Here is a 16,651-nt window from a genome sequence, read left to right as displayed (position 1 = left end):
ATAAAAATGAGAAAGTCAGGAATATTTTCTTTAGAGAGCCTGTAAAATAAACTGAAACCCACCAGTTAAACTTGAATCACTTTTCATTTCCCTAAATAATGTTCAGTAATATTCGCTCTAAAGTGTTTCATTTCCCAACTAACACCTTGCAATGCTTGTTCATATGTATAGGTAAATTTTTGATAAATTCTAATTCTATTTTGAGCAAAAGTCCATCTAAAACCATGAGAACCTTGATAATTAATATTTAATTTCTCACAAGAATTCTTTATATCATTTAAATAATCTTGATATTTGATTTTAAAAGTTGATGTATTGTTGTTCGTAAAGTAATTTCCTAGTTTTTGATAAGTAGTTAAAGAAACTAATACATCGCCAACTTTTCCGCCTTTCTCTTTTGTCTCTATTACTCCAACAGTTTTTTTTGATATATTATCAATTTTAAATCCTTTGAGTTGCTCTTCTTTGATTAAAGTAACTCCTTCACTTCTTGCTCCACCTTCTAATTGTATGCTTGCTGCTAATTGATGATTATAACTATTGAGATGTTGAATAATTAGATTTGCATCACTGTAAACTCTATTATGATAGTTATTAGCTACAAGTTTAAGATCTTTTGCATTCCTTAAAAGTTTTTGTCTTATTTTAAAATCATAAATAATTGGAATTTCATATTTATCTTTTGAGTATTTATTTAATGCAACTTCTAATTTACCTAAAGCTGATGTAATTTTTTCTAAATACTGTTTTGAAGGGTAATATTCTATTTTATACTCAATATAACTTTTAATGTGGTCATCATTTATTAGTTCACAGTTTTTGAGTTTAAAATGCTCCTTTAAATAGTTAAAAAAGTTATTCCAAACGTTTCTGTAACTCTCCATTGTTTTAAAAGATGATATACATTGATATTGTTCATGATTTGGATTTATTCTATTCTCTTTTTTTGAACCTTCAACAAATATTACTTTTGTTAAAACTGCACTTTGATAATAAACACTACCTCTCATTTTTTTCCATTTATTTATAATTTTTTATTTTCCTGTCTCTTATTTACAGGTATGTGTTGAGTCTATCTACTTTTTATTTTTCTTTGAAAGAATCAAACAAAGATTAGATTTTTTTAATAGTTCTAATACAACTAAATATAGGTGTTTTCCTAACCATTAAAAAAGTCAATGGCTTAACAGCTTTTAAAAGGACTGATAACTTTACTTTATGCTTCACAGTTTTTAAGATAGCCTAGAAAAAAAGATTCTGGTAAACTTTATTTTTTAGCTCAACTTTAGCCAATGTGTTGATTCAATGCTTACAATTTGTAAGGGGTTATTTAAAAGAAAATTCTATCAGTTATTTTGTAAAATGAAATAGGTATTAATTTAAAAATTGGAAAGTGAATATTTTTACTCCCGTTTCCTTATTTTTTTTAAAGAGTAGAAAAGTCTCTAGAATAGATGGTCTAAAAGATTTATTTTACAAATTCTCAAAATTTGAGTTTACAAGATTTTTTACAGTTCTTTACAAAAGAGTTTACAAATATTTTTTGTAAAACTTTTAATTTTTAGTGAAATTAGTAAGTATATAATTTAGTTAGGACTTGTTGTTTTATATCTTCAAATGATAAATCAAGTCTATTTGATTCATCAAGATAAACAGCTTCATCATTTTTTGCTTCTTTTTTATTTGAGATAAAATTAATTAAGTCTTCTTTTGAATTTATATTTTTAGATTCTTTTGCAATATATAAGATCTCATTTATACTCATAATATTATTATCTAAGATTGATCCAAAATCAAATAAATCTCTTGCTTTATCCCTTTGAAATAAAGCTACTAGCTTTAGTTTCACAATTAATTTTAAATCTAATATCTTTAAATTAGAGTTTTCATAATTTGTAAAAGTTAATTCTTTTAGAATCTGATTTTGAATAGGTCTATTGGCAAAGAAAAACTCTATTTTTACATCATCTAATATAAATTTTAAGATATATTCATCAGGGAATAATCCAGCAAGTCTAAGAGACATTATATTTTCATCATCAATTTTTTTAGCTCCAATAGTTGACATAAGAGGAATGATTCTTTTATAGTTAAGTGTTTTAGATGAGACAATATCGATATCTTCAGATATTCTATGATTTATAAAATAAGATAGTGCAGTTCCACCTATGAAATAAAGTTCATCTTTAAAGACCTCTAAGTTTTTTATTTTATTTAGTGCAGAGATAACATTAGAAGTCATTAATAATTCCTGATAATTGTTTATAAATAGGATTTTGATTATATTTGCCATTTAATGGAATATCCATTCCATTAGTTGAAATAAAACCTTGTTTATATAATGATTTATATTTATCATTTAATACTGATTTGACCATATTTTTACCAAATCTTTTACAAAGTTCTTTTATATCATCAGCATTTAAAGTTGAAAGATAATTAGAGATAATTGCATAAACTTTTTGATGACTAGTATTACTTGTTTGCCAAAAAAGATTTGTAGAAAACTCTTGTGGATTAAATTCAACTTCATCACTTAAATCTACAACATCAATTTTATTTTTTACATCAGTATATTCAAGATTTTCAAGTAAGGTATATAGTCTGCTTCTATTACTTTTCCAATCTCTTAATGTTCTATCAGAAACATCTAATAATTTGCTCATTTGTTGTTGTGTCATTATATTCGCCTAAAATCTTTTTTAAAATTATAGGCGAATATTGCCGATATGTCAAATTAAATATTTATTTTTTTACTTTTCTACCCTTGCCATAAGCGCCCATTGCACTTAAACATATAATTTTTGCTATTTCTCTATATAAATTTTGAATTGTTTCAGGCGCATTTTCGTTCTTTAAAGCTTTCTTGACTTTATATGTGATTATAAAATGAATCAAAAATCTAGGGTACCATCTTTTAAAATAAAGTAAAGCAAAATAATAAATTTTCTTTGATGTTGACATTATTGAAGAGTCAGAAAACTTTAAAAAATAATTTTCTTCTTCTTCGTCTAAACGTTCTTTATTAAGTTTTTTTATAGTCATCTCCTTGTACACACTAAATGGATAAGCCATTTTTATTTCTCCTTATTTTGTTTATTTTTTCGATTAATTATATTTTTTAATTTGATGATTTCATTTTCTAACGAAACTCTCATTTCTTGACTGGATTTAAGTTCTCTAAAAAATGTGTCAATATCCTCAGAAATACTACACGTAGATTGATAAATACTCTTTTGCTCTTTTTTTATATTATTAGAAATATTAGTTACTTCATTTGTTATACTTTCAAATCTATCTATAGTATTTGTTGCTTTTTCTAAAACAAAATTCTCATAATTTTTTATGCTTTTATCTAACTGTTTTTCAATTTTATTTGAAAATCTATAAACAATTAAATGATAAGTTAAAGCACCAATAATAGCTCCTACTCCTAGTAGAATAATTCCAAGTATAAGTATTGTTTCGTCATTCATTTAATTTTCCTTATTCGTTACATACAATTTTATGTATGAATTTATATACGAGTGAGAAATTTTTTTTCTATATTTTTTGAAGAAAATTTTTTCAATTTCTCTTGAACTATAGCCATCATTATGAAGATCTGCTATGATTGAATCCATTGATAAAAGTAATTGAAGCTTTTGCTTGGGTCTCTCTTTTTTAAGCTTTATCTTTTCAATTTTAGTGATGCTTTCAATCTCATTTAATGTTTGACATTTATTTTTTAATTTTAGCAATTGTTCTTTGTCATAAAAGTTTTTGATTGCCGATAAAAATGAAGCTAAAGATAGAATGTTTTTATGAGCACCCTCATTTTTTAATTTAAAAAATTGATTTTTTTGCTCATCAAAAATGAGTATCTGAACTTCAATATTTTGATTTTTAAACCAATTAATTAATTTCTTTCTTTGCACTTCTGATATTTTGGTCCGAAATTCCAGAGATAAAATTATCTCTGGGTTAATTTGGTTATTTTGCTGTTTCATTTTTTTCATAAACATTTTGGTCTCTCTTATCTTTTAGAGCCGTAATCCACTCTTGCAATTCGTTCAGTGAAAATAAAGCTTCGTTAAAACCTTCGATAAATATCGGTTTTATAAATTTTCCAGCTTTAATCAATTCTTTCAATTTAGTATCCTTAATTTCAAGATAAAAGAAAATTTCTTTTCTTTTAATTAATCTGTCTACGGTCATTTTGCTTCCTGTTTTTAATTAAAAATACAATCATCGTATGGAGTATTAAATGATTGTTTTTCTATAATATGAATGTCAATGATCGTTACATTTTCGTTGATTTTTTTTTACGAATTGTAAAATTTCCTGTTATTTGTACAATTTTTGTACAATTTCAACATTAAACATCTGTAAATTAATTTAATTTTTTAAATTGACGATAAGATTTCCCTGATTCTTGCATCGATAAGAGTCAAGCTTAAAGGCTAAGACTACAATAAATATAAAAGGATTTAAAATGATGGATGCAACTGTAAGAGCTAGAGTTGATAGTGATTTAAAACAAGAAGCTGAAGCTATTTTTAAAAAACTAGGGCTTAATACTTCTCAAGCAATAGTAATGTTCTTAAATATGGTAAAACTTCAAAATGGTATTCCCTTTGATATGAAAATTCCAAACAAAGAAACTCTAAAAGCAATGCAAGAAGCCAAAGAGTTTAAAGGTGAAGAAATATCTTTAAAAGATTTATAAAATATGTATAAATTATTTAGAACAAAACAATTTATAAAAGATTATGGCAAAACAAAATTATCAGATAAACATTATGAAAAATATATAAAATTTGTTAGCTTACTACTTGAAGATAAAAAACTTCCAGACGAAGCTTTAGACCATGAGCTTATTGGGAATTTTCAAGGCTTTAGAGAATGCCATATTAGTGGAGATATTTTTAATATATATAATAGACGATGGTTAGTTAAAGCTAACAAGAATAGGCACTCATAATCAGTTATTTAATAATTAATTTATTACTGAAAAAGGGTTAAAGAAACTAATCCTTACCACTTTTTCTTTCAGGTACTTTTTCAGGTACAAGAAAATACTAATCTAAGAAAATACTATTTTAACGGCTATTGATTAAATAGTTTAGTTCCAGATCGTGCCAATGAAACTGCTTCCTAAACAATAGCAATTAATTTCAAATCAACTCATAAATATCGACAAATTGGGCTTCTATAAGTTTCAATTTGTCTCAACTAAAATCAATGAATTTACTCAAAGCTCAGTTTTAAAACAGTACAATTGACAGTACAAAAAATATTTTAAAAATGCTGTACTGTCATTATGAAAAGAACAAGTAAAAAACTTACAGAATTAGAATTAAAAAAAGCACAAATAAGAGAAAAAGATTATAATCTAAGCGATGGTGATGGACTTTATTTTATTGTACGTAAAAATGGTTCTAAATTTTTTAGATTAGATTTTAGATATGGTGGAAAGAGATTATCTATGAGTTTGGGTGTTTATCCTCAAACTTCTTTAAAATAAGCAAGAGATAAAACAGCTGATGCAAAAAAGCTACTAGAAAATAATATAAATCCTATTTCTGAGAAAAAAATTAATAAAATTACTGAAGAAATTACGCTTAATTTTGTTATAGATAAATGGCTTGAAATTAGAAAATTAAATTCTAGTGAAGCAACTTGGAAAACAAATCAAAGAATATTAAAAAATGTAACGGATAAGATTGGTAATATTGCAATAAAAAGATATTGAAAGAAAAGATTATATTGAAATTATTTTGAATGTGCAAAAAAAAGGAAGAATAGAAACTGGATTAAGAATTTTATCTCTTGTATTTAAAGTATATCAATTCGCAGTTACTAATGGGTATGTTGAACATAATATAATAGTTGATATTGATAAAAAAGCTACACTTTTGAAAAATAAAGAAAAGCATCTTCCTGCGCTTACAGAAAAAGAAGATATTAAGCAACTCTTAAAAGATATAAATAGTATTGAAGATAGGTTTAGAAGTGATATAAGTACAATATTTATATTTAAACTTATTCCATATGTATTTGTTAGAAGTGAAAATATTAGACTTATGTGTTGGGATGATTTAGATTTAGAAAAAGGTTTATGGGCAATTCCAAAAGAAAAAATGAAAATGAATGTGGATTTTGTTTGTCCTTTGCCAAAACAAGCTATAAAATTAATTAAAGAAATAGAACCTTACACAAGACATAGAAGTAAATTTGTATTTCCATCACCTCAAAAGAGTGATAGAGGTGTTACAGGTTCGACTTTAGCTGATACTTTAAATAGATTAGGTTATCAAAATAGACATTGTTTTCATGGCTTTAGAAGTATCTTTTCAACAATAGCACATGAATTATATAAAGAACATGGATTTCATTCTGATATTATTGAGGCTTGTTTGGCACATAAAGAGAAGAATAGGGTAAAAGCTTCTTATAATAGAGAATCAAAGTTTAAATATTTTGATGAAAAAAAAGATTTGATAAGTAATTAATCAAAATTAATGTCTTGTTTTATAAGCTAGTTTTAGCTATAATACTATATGAGATATATAAGTAATTTAAATAATAAAACAGTAAAAGAATTAGAAAAAATAGTAAAAAATGGTAATTCATTGCAATTAAGACAAAGAGCTAAATCTATACTTTTAAGTAATGAAGGTATAACAGTAAAAGAGATATGCAAAATATTCAATAAGTCAACAAGAACAGTTTATAGATGGTTTGATAGATTCAAAGAAGAACAAATAGAAAATTTATCTGATGAAATTGGTCGTGGTAGAAAACCAGCACTAAATGAAAATGATATTGATAAAGTAAAAAAACTTATTGAAACAAATAGTATCAAAGAGACTTGTATAGCTCTTAATAAAGAGTCAAAAAGAGTTAAAAAAGTATCACCTCAAATCTTAAAAAGATATTTAAAAAAATATACAATATAGTTTTAAAAGAGCTAGAAACACTATATTTAAAGAGAAGAAGTGGATGAATTATTCTTCCAAAAAAGCTCAAATACTTAATGTTTTAAGCTGGTCTGCTAAAGATTGGATTGATACATATTATTTTGATGAGAGTGGTTTTTCACTTGATTCAAATATCCCTTATTATTGGTCACCAATAGGTAAGCCAGTAGAAATTCCATCAAATAGATTTGCAAAAAGAATAAATGTTTTAGGGTTTTTAAATACAAAGAATAATCATCTCTTTTCGAAAACTACAATAACAAAAGTAGATACACAAGTTGTTATAGATTTCTTTAATGATTTTGTAAATCAGATTACAAAAACTACTGTTGTCATACTTGATAATGCATCTATTCACACAAGTAAGCTTTTTAAAGCAGAGATAGAAAAGTGGGAGAAGCTTGGACTACAATTATTATTTTTACCACCATATTCACCTGAACTAAATAAAATAGAAATATTGTGGAAACATATGAAATATCACTATCATAAACTAGAAGCTTATTTATCATTTGATAATTTACATAAACATGTTAAAAATTTATTAGCTGGCTTTGGAACTAATTATGACATTAATTTTAAGTAGGTACTTACAATGGTGGGCTGATTGGTTGGATAATTTAATTTAATAAGGATGAGTAAAGAGACAAAATCTCTTTACTTTTATCATGATTTACCTTCTTAATTTTCTTTTTTCAGTTGAAGTTGTTTCTTGTTCAAATTTTTGAACAAGAAAAATTAATGAACTTTCCTCTTCTTTTTTTGTATTTGATGAAGTGACTGCAATAAGCTTATCCCAATTATTATCAATTAAAATTTTTAAAGAAACAACACCTTTTTTATACTTTTCAAAAGAGATTTTATTGCTTCGTTCAAGATGAAAATTGTATAGTCTTAATGTTTCCAATCTTCTATTCTTTTTAAAAACTTTGTGATTATGTATCAAATCATTATTTGATAAAGTTCCAATATCTATTGTTGTCATAATTTTTTCCTTATATAAATTTTTTTAATTTGTCTTTCATAACTGTATTCACAATTTTTATGGATATTTCTAGTAGATGTATTTTTTGATGAATGCAGTTAGTTCTGATAATAGTTGGAAAAGAAGATTGATGATATAATTTCAAAATACAATATTGATACTAAGAGAATTAGATTTAAATAAATTGCAAAAAAAGAATAGTAAACTATAAGTTAAGTTCCCTATAAAGGAACCAAGGGTATAATTCAGAATGAACGTAATAAGTAAAAGAACATTAATAGAATTTTATGAAAAACATCCGCAAGCTAAAACGCCATTAGAAGTTTGGCATCTTGATACAAGAAAAGCCGAGTGGAAAACACCTGATGATATTAAAAAAATATATGCAAATGCTTCATTTTTAGAAGACAATCGAGTTGTTTTCAATATCAAAGGAAATGACTATCATTTGGTAGTACATATTGACTATAAAAGAAAAATAGTTAGAATTAAATTTATTGGTACTCATAGTGAGTATGATAAAATCAATGCAAAGGAAATATAACCATGCAATTAAAAATTATAAGAAATGAAAAAGAGTATGATGACGCTCTAAATAGAATTGATGAATTAATGGAGCTAAATCCAGAACTAGGAACAGCCCAAAGTGATGAACTTGAAATTTTAGTTTTATTAGTAGAAAAATATGAAGAAATAAATTGGAATATATCAACACCAGACCCAATAGAAGCCATAAAATATAGAATGGAAGAGATGAATCTAAAACAGAAGGATTTAGTACCTTATATTGGAAATAAAAGTAAAGTATCAGAACTTTTAAATAGAAAAATATCTTTATCTCTTTCAATGGTTAAAAATTTATCTGAAGCTTTACATATTCCTTTGGAGATATTGGTTAAACCAATTTAAATTTTCTAATAAAAGAGACTACCCTCTCTTTTAATCAGATAAAATTTTTTTGCTTCAACTCTTCAAAATAATAGTTTATATTATTCAAGCTCCAAAAACTCGAGCCTCCTACTTTTAGAGGTTTTAAAAGCCTTGTTTTTTCCCCAAGACGATACAATGTAGCACGACTTATAGGAATTATTTTAAAACTTCTTCGATTTTTAAAAAATGGTCATTAATATAATTATTAGTTATCATTAGTAATCTCCGTTTTCTCAACAAATGGCAATTTCTCAATATTTTCTAAATCATAAAGTTTATTGCTTTTGCCAATTTGTTTTGTAATCGCATCTTTAAAGTACAGTCTATATTTATTTCCTTCTTCCTTGTAATTATCAATTTGATTTAACTAAAAATGAAAATACTTTTTATTCTACTTTAGAAGAGAAAAAAGAAGTATTAGAAGAATTTATTGAAAAATTAAATCCTTACTCAGAAGGAGAGTATATATATAATTCAGAAGATTATTCAAATGAAGACGATGTTCCTGACGATAGTTTTTTAATTTCTTATGAATTCGATACTACGTATTTAATGGATCTAATAGATGAAATTCAAGATGATTTAAATGAAGTTGAATTTGCATTGGAAAGCAATTCAAGTAATATAATAAATAATAGTTTATTATTAGTAAAAAAATAATATAAAATTGAATATGATGGCAACTATATATATGGTGTAGATAAAAATTGTAATGTTTATGAAAATGATAATGAAAAATTGTTATATATTTATCCATCGAGAAATAGAAATACAAATACTGATGATGATTTAGAAGAAAAAGATTTAGCAATTTCAGAAATGAAAGATTGGTTTTTTGATAATTATGATGATCCTGCTAATTTCTTACCTTATGAAACTAAAGCAGGTGGGTATCAGTACTTATTTGGAGGACCTTATGAGTTAAGTAATGTATTGCATGAAGAATTTAGCTCAAAATATCCAAATGAATATATAGAGAGTACTATAAATCATATAGAGAATGAATATGGTAGTATAGATTGGGAAAAGAAACCCAAAGAAAATGTGCATATAACGGAGTATTTGAACAGTGTTTCCAGAAATACTTGAACACTTTTGATAAGAATATTTTCTGAGTTTTAATTATAACACATAGTATTCAAGTGTTGTAAAAAGGCAGTGTAAAAATTACCGTGTAAATTCAGAAATATCAATTTATTAGTATCTTAACACTTCCTAATATTAAATAATATTTCTAAATATAGTTTCTTATTATATTGACTTTGTAGCGCAAATAGGCTACAATAAATAAAAAAGGATTTAAAATGATGGATGCAACTGTAAGAGCTAGAGTTGATAGTGATTTAAAACAAGAAGCTGAAGCTATTTTTAAAAAACTAGGGCTTAATACTTCTCAAGCAATAGTAATGTTCTTAAATATGGTAAAACTTCAAAATGGTATTCCCTTTGATATGAAAATTCCAAACAAAGAAACTCTAAAAGCTATGCAAGAAGCCAAAGAGTTTAAAGGTGAAAAAATATCTTTAAAAGATTTATAAAATATGTATAAATTATTTAGAACAAAACAATTTATAAAAGATTATGGTAAAACAAAATTATCAGATAAACATTATGAAAAATATATAAATTTTGTTAGCTTACTACTTGAAGATAAAAAACTTCCAGACGAAGCTTTAGACCATGAACTTATTGGAAATTATCTGGGCTTTAGAGAATGCCATATTAGTGGAGATATGCTTTTAATATATATAATAGATTATGGTTATTTAAAGCTAACAAGAATAGGCACTCATAATCAGTTATTTAATAACTAATTTATTACTGAAAAAGGCTTAAAGAAATTAATCCTTACCCTTTTTTTCTTTCCGGTACTTTTTCAGGTACAAGAAAATACTATTTTAACGGCTATTGATTAAAGAATTTAGTTCCAGATCGTGCCTATGAAGTTGCTCCCAAAAAATAAATAACTAATCAAATAAGCCCATTTTATAGGGCTTATCTTATTACACTTTTAACCTTTGGACTTAATAATTTATTTGTAAATCAAATGTTGATAAATACATTAATTTTAATGCTTAATCTATTGTTGAATTTAGTGATTCTATCGAATTTATTATGTATATAAATTTTTAACAGTTTCTAGATATTTAAAGAAACTTTATAATTATTAAATCTGATTAAGATTGTTAATATGCGGATATTATTCTCTCTTTATATCCTGGAATTCATTTATCTTATCTAAAGCTTATTCTTCTGATACTTTTGTATAAACAGATTTTAGATTATTCATATTCTTTTTTATAAATTTTATAATCATCTACTAATGTTTGAATCATATTTTCGTGTTTTTTACAAGTTAGTAAAATGTTTTTTTCTAAAGATTCTAAAAAATTAATTTCGTTTTCATCGCAAAGAGATAACGTTTCATTTTTTATAGTTTCGATATTTTTCTTAATATTTGCAATTATAGATGACAATTCATTTTTTATTAATCTTGGCTGTATATTTGTATGTACGCAAAAACCTACCATATCAAATGTACCTATTTTATTTGAATCAAACTCATCTCCAAAAGCCATTGCAAACTCATTATGTATATCTGGATACATAGCAATATTTACTAAATCATATAATGGGCTTAATTCTAAACTTCTTTTATTTACAAAAAATGATATATTTTTTGCATGAGCATCATAGTTGTTTATGCATAAATTAAATAAAGTCCACTTTAGAAGATTTAATTTTGTTAAAATCTTATTTGTTGATAATTTCGAGTATTCAAATAAGTTTTTAAAATTTGCTTCACCTCTTGCATCTGTATAAACTTTTTCATATTTGACAGCAACATCTAAATTTAATAATTGACAAGCATCTATTATATGTTTTTTCAAAACTTCAAAAGAGCCATCTTCATTTATTAAAAGTTCTCTATCAAATCTTTTTACAAATAAAACATTTTGAGTAGCAAATTTCTTTATTTCTACTTCTGCTACATCTAAGCCACACAACTTAGCTAACTTCATACAAAAGTATTCATTTAAAACCAAATAACTATTATTTATTTTCTCAAATTTTAATATATGAGTAGAAGCAATTCTTCCTTCTCCTATCCCATAGTTATTATCATCTAAAACAACTAATGGTAACTTATCTTGAACACCTGCAAGACTAAGCCTTGTTTTTTTATCCCAAAGAGTAATATTTATACTATCTCTATTTATAATTCTTTGAGTTAATTCTTCATTACTAATTTCTCTAAAACTCGTAACAATCTCTTTATTTGAAGTAAAGGTAATAGCTCCTGCTGTTTCATTACCAATTGCTTCAATTAATGCAAATTTATTAGCTTTAGAAATTTGTAAAATTTCACTAACAAATTCTAATCCTTTACCTTCAGGTAAAAGATTAGATATAAATTTCTTTATACTATTTGAATCTATTTCTTTATTGAATTTTAGATGTGGAGATAATTCAAATCCTATTTCTTTCCAATTATCATCATAATTTAATTTTGCATTATTCGAATCTAAATCAATTTCTATAAAACCTACATAGTCATTATTGCAAAATATATTTATAGTATGTTTCATTTATTATCTCTTGTTAATTCAATATTAATACTAAGTCCATTTATTACTTTCAAAAAACTATCAAGGGTAACTCCACCACTATTATTCTCTAATTTTGTAATAACATCAACTGGAACATTGCATAACAGTGCTGTTTGGTGAGAAGTTAGATTTGAATTTGTTCTTTTTGCTCTAATAAATTTACCTAAATATTCTGCTGTTAATTCAAGATCTGAAGTAGGATATTCTGTTGGTTTTATTTTCTTAGCCATTTAATCCTCTTTAATACTTTATTTATAGTATTATAAATAAAAAATTATTCTTTGTCAATAATAATACTTTAAATACAGTATTTATTGTTTATCTTTATTGAATATAAATTAAAATACTGTATTTATAGTATTTAATTTTTAAATATACAAAAAGAAGTTGGATTCAAACAAATCTAAATAGCGCTAAATTGATTTAAATTCATTTAAAACAACTTAATATGTGTATTAATAAAATTAAACTAGAATATAAGAAATACGAGGGAGATTAAAATGAAAATAAAACTACTATCCTTAGGATCAATATTATGTTTAACACCTTTACTTGCTTTTACTGAATATTCTGAATCTGCACAAATAGCAAAAGGAAAAGCTCAAGTACAAATTGAAAATTTATTTAGTTGTGAAAATGGACATTCAAGACCATCACCTATTGGTATTCAAACTATTAATGGAAAAGAATTTACAGTACCAGCAAAAGTTCAGTATGAAACTAAAAACTTTGCAAGTGATTTATACAACGAATGCACTAATGTAAAACCTCAATCTTTAGCTGATGTTGATTTATCATCAGTCCCTGTTATTGAAATAGATAAAGATGCAGAGGTAATCACAGGTTATATCTTTGCAGATAATTATTTTGAATTATTTATAAATGGCAAACTAGTAGGAGTTGATTCTGTTCCTTTTACACCTTTTAATTCTAGTGTTGTAAAATTTAAAGTTAAAAAACCATATGAAATCGCAATTAAGGTTGTTGATTGGGAAGAAAACTCTGGTTTAGGTAGTGAAAGCAATAGAGGTAAACGTTTTCATCCAGGTGATGGTGGTTTGATTGCTAGTTTCTCAGATGGAACTATTACAAATTCTAAGTGGAAAGCTCAAACTTTTTATACATCTCCTATTTATGATTTATCATGTGTAAAAGAAAATGGAAATGAACGTATAACAAAAGATTGTGATACAAAAAGTTTAGATGAATACAAAGAAACATATTCACTACATTGGGATATACCAATAGACTGGCAATCAAATAATAAATATTTATCTTGGCCAAAAGCTGTTGAATATACAGAAGATGAAATTGGTGTAATTAATAAAAATGCTTATATGAATTTTCAAGAGAAATTCACAGGGGCAGGGGCTTCTTTTATTTGGTCTAGTAATCTAGTTTTAGATAATCTTATATTATTTAGATATCAAGTTAAATAAAATTAATCACTTATCTTTATATTAACTGATAAAGGAGAAAATAGTCTCTTTTATCAGTAGAGATTTTTTGTTTTAATTAATCAAAAAAATAAGAGTTTTATTTCTCCATATCTTTTAATAATGTCATTCTCATCCAAGCTGATGTTGTAATCTTTGTTCCAATTTCCTTTGACATTTTTAAAGCTTGTTCTTCAATCCATTCTTTTTCAACTTGATTTAAAGCTACTGGAATAGCTGTGCTTCTTACTAGATTTTGATCTTTTTTAGGTCGTCCTAATTGCTTCTTTTTTGTACTTTCATCTAATACTTTTTCGCTAGTTTGTATTTTAGAGCTATTTTTTTTTAATTTATCTGCATATCCCATTTTATTTTTCCAAATCTTTTTTTAGTATAGTCATATCTTCTATGGCATTTCTATAAATGTGTCTTTTAAATCTATTAGTTCCAGCTTTAGTTTCAACGTACTCACAATCAAATAAACTATCTTCCAAAACAGATGATTCTCTTACAAAAATTATAGAAATATCTAAGTCTTGAAATGATTTTTTTATTTCTTCTGCAAGGTACTCTTTTAATTCAATTGCTTTATTGTTGTTTTTTGTTCTATTTATTGCAATTATTATATTCTTATTTATTTGTGCCACATCTTTTAATGTAGCCATTGTAGCTTGTACATCAACAATTGATGTTAAAGTTGGGATTATGATTTTATTAGCTTGTTTAATAATATTGTTAATTCTTGTATCTTTAAATCCACCAAAATCGTAAACTATATTTTCATCAAATGGAATTTCATCATATTCCTCACTTGAAACTAAAAAACCTTTTTCTTCAGGCATTAAATTGTGTGCTGATGAGTGTGAATCGTTTGTTACATATGTATAATCAAACATCTGTGAAATCTGTACAGATAAAGTTGTTTTACCAACACCACCTTTAATACTATATACTACAAATGACAATTTGGGCTCCTTTGAATTATTTCTATATATTTTTATATAATATATTGTCTTATATAGTCAAATTATATCAAAATATTTATAAATATATAATACTATATGCTTTTATATATTTCTATATATTATTATATAAAAATTATCTTAGTCAAAATATTTCAATATAAAAATTTATAGAGTATAATATTTTTTTTAGGAGTATTCATGGGGAAAATTATATATCACTATTGCAACGTTGAATCATTTAAAGCGATAATACAAAATAAAGCAATATGGCTTAGTTCTGTTTATAATTTAAATGATTACAAAGAGATACATTGGATTAAAGATAAAGTTTTAAAAAAGATAAAAGAATATACAAATAAGAATTCATATGAAAAGTTTAATAGTTTTATAAAATTATTTGAAAATCAACAACCAACAGTTTATATAGCTTCATTTTCTCAAGGTGATGATTTATTAAGTCAATGGCGAGCTTATGCAAATGATGGTTTTGGTATTGCAATTGGATTTAACACAGACTATTTTGAACAAAATGATTTGATTAAAACTTCAGAGGTTTTATATGATGAAAAACAACAAGAAGTAGAAATAGAAAAAATATTAGAACCACTTTTAAATTTAGATGATAAGATAAACTTTGAATCAAAAGAATTTGAAGAATATTGTGAAAATATAATAAGTGAGATAAATAATTTATCAGCTAAATCAAAAAATGAACTTTTTATGGAAGAACAAGAAGTTAGATTAATTCATAATCCAATTATAATAGAAGATGAACAAACTAAACAATTTATATTTAAAAATAACTTATCTCAAATGATGTTTAGAGCTGTATGTGGAAATCTTATCCCTTATTTTGAATTAAAATTTGATTATTTTTGTGAGAATAAACCTCCGATTTTAGAGATAATCAAGGGACCTAAAAATAAATTTATTAATCAAGAGATTAAAATATTTTTGGCAAATAACGGATTTTATAATGTAGATATAAAAAACTCAAAATCTTCATATAGATGATAATTTAGCTATACTATTAAAATAAAAAGTAAAATAAGAGGAATAATATGAATTTTAGTGAATTAGATTCAAAAATTAAAAGCGAATTACATGAAGAAGTAAAGGGATTCGCTATGAGTATTGGAGGAACTAATGTTTTCCTTCAAATGATTGAAGATATTAAAAAAGAAAAACCACATGCTTTATTAAATAAAAGTTGTGTATTTCACTTTGCAAAGGCAAAATTAAATTGGAATAAACAAATATTTAAAGATAGTTTAGATCAACTATTTACTGCCATGAGAAAAGAAGAAAGAGATGGAGATATGCTAAATGGTTTAAATCCAAAAGATTATAAAGAAACTATGAATATGATGAGAACATTAAAACCTGTTTCTATTAAAGTTACGCCTAAAAAAGAAGAAGAATTATTAGGTTTTACATTTTCTATTTTAGATACATCAATTGAGAAAAAAACAAAAGTTTCAATGATTTATAAAATAATATTTTTCTACCATATTGATTTTGCAAAAGATATTTTAACTTATAATAGAGATGAAGAAATATAATGGATCCAAAAAAAAGATTTAATATAAAACAAGGATTAAAAGTTAATATTGTTTTAAAACAAGATCAAAGAAGTGGAAATTTAACTCAAGGTATTGTTAAAGATATTCTAACAAATTCACCAACTCATCCCCATGGAATCAAAGTTAGACTTCAAGATGGACAAGTTGGTCGTGTTCAAGAGATTTTATAAAATAAATAT

28 protein-coding genes are annotated in these 16,651 nt (G+C 25.0%); 16 read left to right on the top strand and 12 right to left on the bottom strand.

Annotated elements, in window-relative coordinates:
* Positions 1 to 83 precede the first annotated feature (83 nt).
* The 7 genes from AACT_RS12760 to AACT_RS12730 all read right to left on the bottom strand — a co-directional run bounded on the left by AACT_RS12760 (position 84) and on the right by AACT_RS12730 (position 4,197).
* On the bottom strand, positions 84 to 1,010 hold the full coding sequence (locus AACT_RS12760; protein ID WP_172127469.1) for a hypothetical protein: 927 nt from the start codon (positions 1,008 to 1,010) through the stop codon (positions 84 to 86).
* Between the two features lie 560 nt (positions 1,011 to 1,570).
* Entirely contained in the window at positions 1,571 to 2,242 is a 672-nt protein-coding gene (locus AACT_RS12755) for a nucleotidyl transferase AbiEii/AbiGii toxin family protein (protein WP_172127467.1), read from the bottom strand.
* On the bottom strand, positions 2,232 to 2,681 hold the full coding sequence (locus tag AACT_RS12750) for a helix-turn-helix domain-containing protein (protein ID WP_172127465.1): 450 nt from the start codon (positions 2,679 to 2,681) through the stop codon (positions 2,232 to 2,234). Before AACT_RS12750 ends, AACT_RS12755 begins: the two co-directional genes overlap by 11 nt.
* 64 nt (positions 2,682 to 2,745) lie before the next feature.
* The gene (locus AACT_RS12745; RefSeq protein WP_172127463.1) at positions 2,746 to 3,045 is read right to left on the bottom strand and encodes a hypothetical protein; all 300 of its coding nucleotides are present in this window, start codon (positions 3,043 to 3,045) and stop codon (positions 2,746 to 2,748) included.
* A 32-nt stretch (positions 3,046 to 3,077) separates the two neighbouring features.
* A complete protein-coding gene (locus AACT_RS12740) occupies positions 3,078 to 3,476 on the bottom strand; it encodes a hypothetical protein (protein WP_172127461.1) in 399 nt (132 codons plus the stop codon).
* Entirely contained in the window at positions 3,477 to 3,998 is a 522-nt protein-coding gene (locus AACT_RS12735) for a hypothetical protein (protein WP_172127459.1), read from the bottom strand.
* Entirely contained in the window at positions 3,973 to 4,197 is a 225-nt protein-coding gene (locus AACT_RS12730) for a helix-turn-helix transcriptional regulator (RefSeq protein WP_172127457.1), read from the bottom strand. The genes AACT_RS12735 and AACT_RS12730 overlap by 26 nt, the downstream gene beginning before the upstream one ends.
* A 277-nt stretch (positions 4,198 to 4,474) precedes the next feature.
* Here AACT_RS12730 and AACT_RS12725 point away from each other — a divergent pair, with 277 nt between their 5' ends.
* The 7 genes from AACT_RS12725 to AACT_RS12695 all read left to right on the top strand — a co-directional run bounded on the left by AACT_RS12725 (position 4,475) and on the right by AACT_RS12695 (position 7,548).
* Positions 4,475 to 4,708 (top strand): type II toxin-antitoxin system RelB/DinJ family antitoxin, encoded by a 234-nt coding sequence (locus tag AACT_RS12725; protein ID WP_216658202.1) that lies wholly within the window; start codon positions 4,475 to 4,477, stop codon positions 4,706 to 4,708.
* 3 nt (positions 4,709 to 4,711) lie between these two features.
* A complete protein-coding gene (locus AACT_RS12720) occupies positions 4,712 to 4,963 on the top strand; it encodes a type II toxin-antitoxin system RelE/ParE family toxin (protein ID WP_172127455.1) in 252 nt (83 codons plus the stop codon).
* 339 nt (positions 4,964 to 5,302) lie between these two features.
* A complete protein-coding gene (locus AACT_RS12715; protein WP_172127453.1) occupies positions 5,303 to 5,506 on the top strand; it encodes an Arm DNA-binding domain-containing protein in 204 nt (67 codons plus the stop codon).
* Between the two features lie 45 nt (positions 5,507 to 5,551).
* Entirely contained in the window at positions 5,552 to 5,734 is a 183-nt protein-coding gene (locus tag AACT_RS15735; RefSeq protein ID WP_172128695.1) for a tyrosine-type recombinase/integrase, read from the top strand.
* Between the two features lie 31 nt (positions 5,735 to 5,765).
* Complete coding sequence (locus AACT_RS12705; protein ID WP_228720586.1) at positions 5,766 to 6,494, top strand: tyrosine-type recombinase/integrase; 729 nt, start codon at positions 5,766 to 5,768, stop codon at positions 6,492 to 6,494.
* Between the two features lie 48 nt (positions 6,495 to 6,542).
* On the top strand, positions 6,543 to 6,941 hold the full coding sequence (locus AACT_RS12700; protein WP_172124295.1) for a helix-turn-helix domain-containing protein: 399 nt from the start codon (positions 6,543 to 6,545) through the stop codon (positions 6,939 to 6,941).
* A gap of 43 nt (positions 6,942 to 6,984) precedes the next feature.
* The gene (locus AACT_RS12695; RefSeq protein WP_172124293.1) at positions 6,985 to 7,548 is read left to right on the top strand and encodes an IS630 family transposase; all 564 of its coding nucleotides are present in this window, start codon (positions 6,985 to 6,987) and stop codon (positions 7,546 to 7,548) included.
* An 87-nt stretch (positions 7,549 to 7,635) separates the two neighbouring features.
* On the opposite strand, the gene AACT_RS12690 is transcribed toward AACT_RS12695, so the two are convergent.
* Complete coding sequence (locus AACT_RS12690) at positions 7,636 to 7,947, bottom strand: hypothetical protein (RefSeq protein ID WP_172127449.1); 312 nt, start codon at positions 7,945 to 7,947, stop codon at positions 7,636 to 7,638.
* Between the two features lie 250 nt (positions 7,948 to 8,197).
* On the opposite strand from AACT_RS12690, the gene AACT_RS12685 reads away from it, so the two are divergent.
* From AACT_RS12685 to AACT_RS12665, 5 genes are all read left to right on the top strand, one after another.
* A complete protein-coding gene (locus AACT_RS12685) occupies positions 8,198 to 8,491 on the top strand; it encodes a type II toxin-antitoxin system HigB family toxin (protein WP_172127447.1) in 294 nt (97 codons plus the stop codon).
* 2 nt (positions 8,492 to 8,493) lie between these two features.
* Complete coding sequence (locus AACT_RS12680; RefSeq protein ID WP_172127445.1) at positions 8,494 to 8,856, top strand: helix-turn-helix domain-containing protein; 363 nt, start codon at positions 8,494 to 8,496, stop codon at positions 8,854 to 8,856.
* A gap of 759 nt (positions 8,857 to 9,615) precedes the next feature.
* A complete protein-coding gene (locus AACT_RS12675) occupies positions 9,616 to 9,966 on the top strand; it encodes a hypothetical protein (protein ID WP_172127443.1) in 351 nt (116 codons plus the stop codon).
* 215 nt (positions 9,967 to 10,181) lie between these two features.
* Positions 10,182 to 10,415 (top strand): type II toxin-antitoxin system RelB/DinJ family antitoxin, encoded by a 234-nt coding sequence (locus AACT_RS12670; RefSeq protein ID WP_172127441.1) that lies wholly within the window; start codon positions 10,182 to 10,184, stop codon positions 10,413 to 10,415.
* Positions 10,416 to 10,418: 3 nt separating this feature from the next.
* Positions 10,419 to 10,691 (top strand): type II toxin-antitoxin system RelE/ParE family toxin, encoded by a 273-nt coding sequence (locus AACT_RS12665; RefSeq protein WP_172127439.1) that lies wholly within the window; start codon positions 10,419 to 10,421, stop codon positions 10,689 to 10,691.
* A gap of 468 nt (positions 10,692 to 11,159) precedes the next feature.
* On the opposite strand, the gene AACT_RS12660 is transcribed toward AACT_RS12665, so the two are convergent.
* A complete protein-coding gene (locus tag AACT_RS12660) occupies positions 11,160 to 12,467 on the bottom strand; it encodes a HipA domain-containing protein (protein ID WP_172127437.1) in 1,308 nt (435 codons plus the stop codon).
* Positions 12,464 to 12,718 (bottom strand): helix-turn-helix domain-containing protein, encoded by a 255-nt coding sequence (locus tag AACT_RS12655; RefSeq protein WP_172127435.1) that lies wholly within the window; start codon positions 12,716 to 12,718, stop codon positions 12,464 to 12,466. Before AACT_RS12655 ends, AACT_RS12660 begins: the two co-directional genes overlap by 4 nt.
* Before the next feature lie 270 nt (positions 12,719 to 12,988).
* Between AACT_RS12655 and AACT_RS12650 the strand changes: the two genes are divergently transcribed.
* A complete protein-coding gene (locus tag AACT_RS12650; RefSeq protein ID WP_172127433.1) occupies positions 12,989 to 13,927 on the top strand; it encodes a hypothetical protein in 939 nt (312 codons plus the stop codon).
* Positions 13,928 to 14,024: 97 nt separating this feature from the next.
* On the opposite strand, the gene AACT_RS12645 is transcribed toward AACT_RS12650, so the two are convergent.
* Both AACT_RS12645 and AACT_RS12640 read right to left on the bottom strand, forming a co-directional pair.
* Positions 14,025 to 14,291, bottom strand: coding sequence for a hypothetical protein (locus tag AACT_RS12645; protein ID WP_172127431.1), 267 nt, complete (start codon positions 14,289 to 14,291; stop codon positions 14,025 to 14,027).
* Between the two features lies 1 nt (position 14,292).
* Positions 14,293 to 14,889, bottom strand: coding sequence for a nucleotide-binding protein (locus AACT_RS12640; protein WP_172127429.1), 597 nt, complete (start codon positions 14,887 to 14,889; stop codon positions 14,293 to 14,295).
* 198 nt (positions 14,890 to 15,087) lie between these two features.
* On the opposite strand from AACT_RS12640, the gene AACT_RS12635 reads away from it, so the two are divergent.
* From AACT_RS12635 to AACT_RS12625, 3 genes are read left to right on the top strand one after another with little or no spacing between them, the layout of a single operon-like run.
* On the top strand, positions 15,088 to 15,903 hold the full coding sequence (locus AACT_RS12635) for a DUF2971 domain-containing protein (protein ID WP_172127427.1): 816 nt from the start codon (positions 15,088 to 15,090) through the stop codon (positions 15,901 to 15,903).
* A 47-nt stretch (positions 15,904 to 15,950) separates the two neighbouring features.
* Positions 15,951 to 16,451: a hypothetical protein gene (locus AACT_RS12630; protein WP_172127425.1), complete on the top strand. Its 501-nt coding sequence runs from the start codon at positions 15,951 to 15,953 to the stop codon at positions 16,449 to 16,451.
* Positions 16,448 to 16,642, top strand: a complete 195-nt coding sequence (locus tag AACT_RS12625) for a YwbE family protein (RefSeq protein WP_346726269.1) — start codon at positions 16,448 to 16,450, stop codon at positions 16,640 to 16,642. The genes AACT_RS12630 and AACT_RS12625 overlap by 4 nt, the downstream gene beginning before the upstream one ends.
* The last annotated feature ends 9 nt before the right edge of the window (positions 16,643 to 16,651 follow it).

The organism is Arcobacter acticola (assembly GCF_013177675.1).
GTDB classification, from domain to species: Bacteria; Campylobacterota; Campylobacteria; order Campylobacterales; family Arcobacteraceae; genus Aliarcobacter; species Aliarcobacter acticola.
The sequence above is the reverse complement of the archived record's forward strand: the minus strand, read 5'-3'. Positions and strand labels throughout refer to the sequence as shown.

Excerpts from the sequence above, each read along its gene's own strand:
- AACT_RS12760 (WP_172127469.1), bottom strand. The coding sequence starts at position 1,010 with ATGAGAGGTAGTGTTTATTATCAAAGTGCAGTTTTAACAAAAGTAATA.
- AACT_RS12755 (WP_172127467.1), bottom strand. The coding sequence starts at position 2,242 with ATGACTTCTAATGTTATCTCTGCACTAAATAAAATAAAAAACTTAGAG.
- AACT_RS12750 (WP_172127465.1), bottom strand. The coding sequence starts at position 2,681 with ATGACACAACAACAAATGAGCAAATTATTAGATGTTTCTGATAGAACA.
- AACT_RS12745 (WP_172127463.1), bottom strand. The coding sequence starts at position 3,045 with ATGACTATAAAAAAACTTAATAAAGAACGTTTAGACGAAGAAGAAGAA.
- AACT_RS12740 (WP_172127461.1), bottom strand. The coding sequence starts at position 3,476 with ATGAATGACGAAACAATACTTATACTTGGAATTATTCTACTAGGAGTA.
- AACT_RS12735 (WP_172127459.1), bottom strand. The coding sequence starts at position 3,998 with ATGAAAAAAATGAAACAGCAAAATAACCAAATTAACCCAGAGATAATT.
- AACT_RS12730 (WP_172127457.1), bottom strand. The coding sequence starts at position 4,197 with ATGACCGTAGACAGATTAATTAAAAGAAAAGAAATTTTCTTTTATCTT.
- AACT_RS12725 (WP_216658202.1), top strand. The coding sequence starts at position 4,475 with ATGATGGATGCAACTGTAAGAGCTAGAGTTGATAGTGATTTAAAACAA.
- AACT_RS12720 (WP_172127455.1), top strand. The coding sequence starts at position 4,712 with ATGTATAAATTATTTAGAACAAAACAATTTATAAAAGATTATGGCAAA.
- AACT_RS12715 (WP_172127453.1), top strand. The coding sequence starts at position 5,303 with ATGAAAAGAACAAGTAAAAAACTTACAGAATTAGAATTAAAAAAAGCA.
- AACT_RS12700 (WP_172124295.1), top strand. The coding sequence starts at position 6,543 with ATGAGATATATAAGTAATTTAAATAATAAAACAGTAAAAGAATTAGAA.
- AACT_RS12695 (WP_172124293.1), top strand. The coding sequence starts at position 6,985 with ATGAATTATTCTTCCAAAAAAGCTCAAATACTTAATGTTTTAAGCTGG.
- AACT_RS12690 (WP_172127449.1), bottom strand. The coding sequence starts at position 7,947 with ATGACAACAATAGATATTGGAACTTTATCAAATAATGATTTGATACAT.
- AACT_RS12685 (WP_172127447.1), top strand. The coding sequence starts at position 8,198 with ATGAACGTAATAAGTAAAAGAACATTAATAGAATTTTATGAAAAACAT.
- AACT_RS12680 (WP_172127445.1), top strand. The coding sequence starts at position 8,494 with ATGCAATTAAAAATTATAAGAAATGAAAAAGAGTATGATGACGCTCTA.
- AACT_RS12670 (WP_172127441.1), top strand. The coding sequence starts at position 10,182 with ATGATGGATGCAACTGTAAGAGCTAGAGTTGATAGTGATTTAAAACAA.
- AACT_RS12665 (WP_172127439.1), top strand. The coding sequence starts at position 10,419 with ATGTATAAATTATTTAGAACAAAACAATTTATAAAAGATTATGGTAAA.
- AACT_RS12660 (WP_172127437.1), bottom strand. The coding sequence starts at position 12,467 with ATGAAACATACTATAAATATATTTTGCAATAATGACTATGTAGGTTTT.
- AACT_RS12655 (WP_172127435.1), bottom strand. The coding sequence starts at position 12,718 with ATGGCTAAGAAAATAAAACCAACAGAATATCCTACTTCAGATCTTGAA.
- AACT_RS12650 (WP_172127433.1), top strand. The coding sequence starts at position 12,989 with ATGAAAATAAAACTACTATCCTTAGGATCAATATTATGTTTAACACCT.
- AACT_RS12645 (WP_172127431.1), bottom strand. The coding sequence starts at position 14,291 with ATGGGATATGCAGATAAATTAAAAAAAAATAGCTCTAAAATACAAACT.
- AACT_RS12635 (WP_172127427.1), top strand. The coding sequence starts at position 15,088 with ATGGGGAAAATTATATATCACTATTGCAACGTTGAATCATTTAAAGCG.
- AACT_RS12630 (WP_172127425.1), top strand. The coding sequence starts at position 15,951 with ATGAATTTTAGTGAATTAGATTCAAAAATTAAAAGCGAATTACATGAA.